General features: G+C 67.1%; 1 protein-coding gene. It reads right to left on the bottom strand.

Going from position 1 to position 1,120, the window contains the following annotated elements:
- The coding region (locus E0H75_RS42780; protein ID WP_131519472.1) for an IS481 family transposase at positions 1-991 on the bottom strand (991 nt) is incomplete at its 3' end.
- Positions 992-1,120 lie beyond the last annotated feature (129 nt).

Consider the following 1,120-nt stretch of genomic DNA (forward strand, 5'->3'; position numbering starts at 1 on the left):
TGTACTGCCCAGGGAGGTTGGTTAAGCGGGTGATGGGTGGGGTTTTGCCGATGGCGGTGTGGGGTCGGTGGTGGTTGTAGTGGTGGAGCCAGCCGGGTAGGGCGGTGCGGCGGGCTTGTTCGGTGGGGTAGAGCTGTTTGAAGGCCCAGCCGTCGGCGAGGGTGCGGTGGAATCTCTCGATTTTGCCGTTGGTTTGTGGGCGGTAGGGCCGGGTCTTCTTGGGTGTGATGCCGAGTTCGGTGCAGGTGTCGCGCCAGAGGTGGGAGCGGTAGGCCGAGCCGTTGTCGGACAGCACACGTTCGATGGTGGTGATGCCGCGCGCGGCGAACCAGGCCACGGCGTTGCGCAGGACGGTGGTTGCGGTGGCGGCGGTTTCGTCGTCGTGGATTTCGGCGTAGGCGACGCGGGAGTGGTCGTCGAGGACGGTGTGCACGAACGCGGTGCCGATCTTGTTGTTGTAGGAGGCGTTGCGGGGTTTGCCGGGGGTGGCGGCCCGGTTCTTCAGACCTTGGGCGCGGCCGAGGTAGCGCCAGCCGCCGCCGTCGGGGATGTTGCCAAGCTTCTTAACGTCGACGTGCAGCATGTCGCCGGGGTGGGGGTGCTCGTAGCGGCGGACCGGCTCGCCGGTGTGTCGGTCGAGGTGGGACAACCGGTTCAGCCGGCACCGCCGCAGCACGGCGTGCACGGTCGAGGCGGGTACGCCGGTCTGATCGGCGAGCTGGACCGGGCCGAGGCGATGACGGCGGCGCAGGCTCACAATCCGCCGTACGACGCTCGGCGGGGTCTTGCTGGGCTGACGGCGTGGACGTGACGACCGGTCGGTCATGCCAGCCGGACCGAGCTCTCGGTACCTGTCGGCCCAGCGTTTCGCGGTCGGCCAGGACACCTCGAACCTCTCCGCGGCGCGGGTGATCGGCCAGCCATCATCAACCACCAGACGCGCCAGTCGTAAACGAGCGCGCGGGGTCAAAGCAGCGTTAGCGTGGGACACGAAGACCTCCCGGTCGTTGGAGCGGTTCCTAGACAGCTCCACTCCACGCCGGGAGGCCTTCACGCATCAACCACACTCACCGCGTGTCGTCACACTTTCTCAACCAACGTGCCTGATCAGTACAGCTAG

Source organism: Kribbella capetownensis (assembly GCF_004331485.1).
Lineage (GTDB): Bacteria > Actinomycetota > Actinomycetes > Propionibacteriales > Kribbellaceae > Kribbella > Kribbella capetownensis.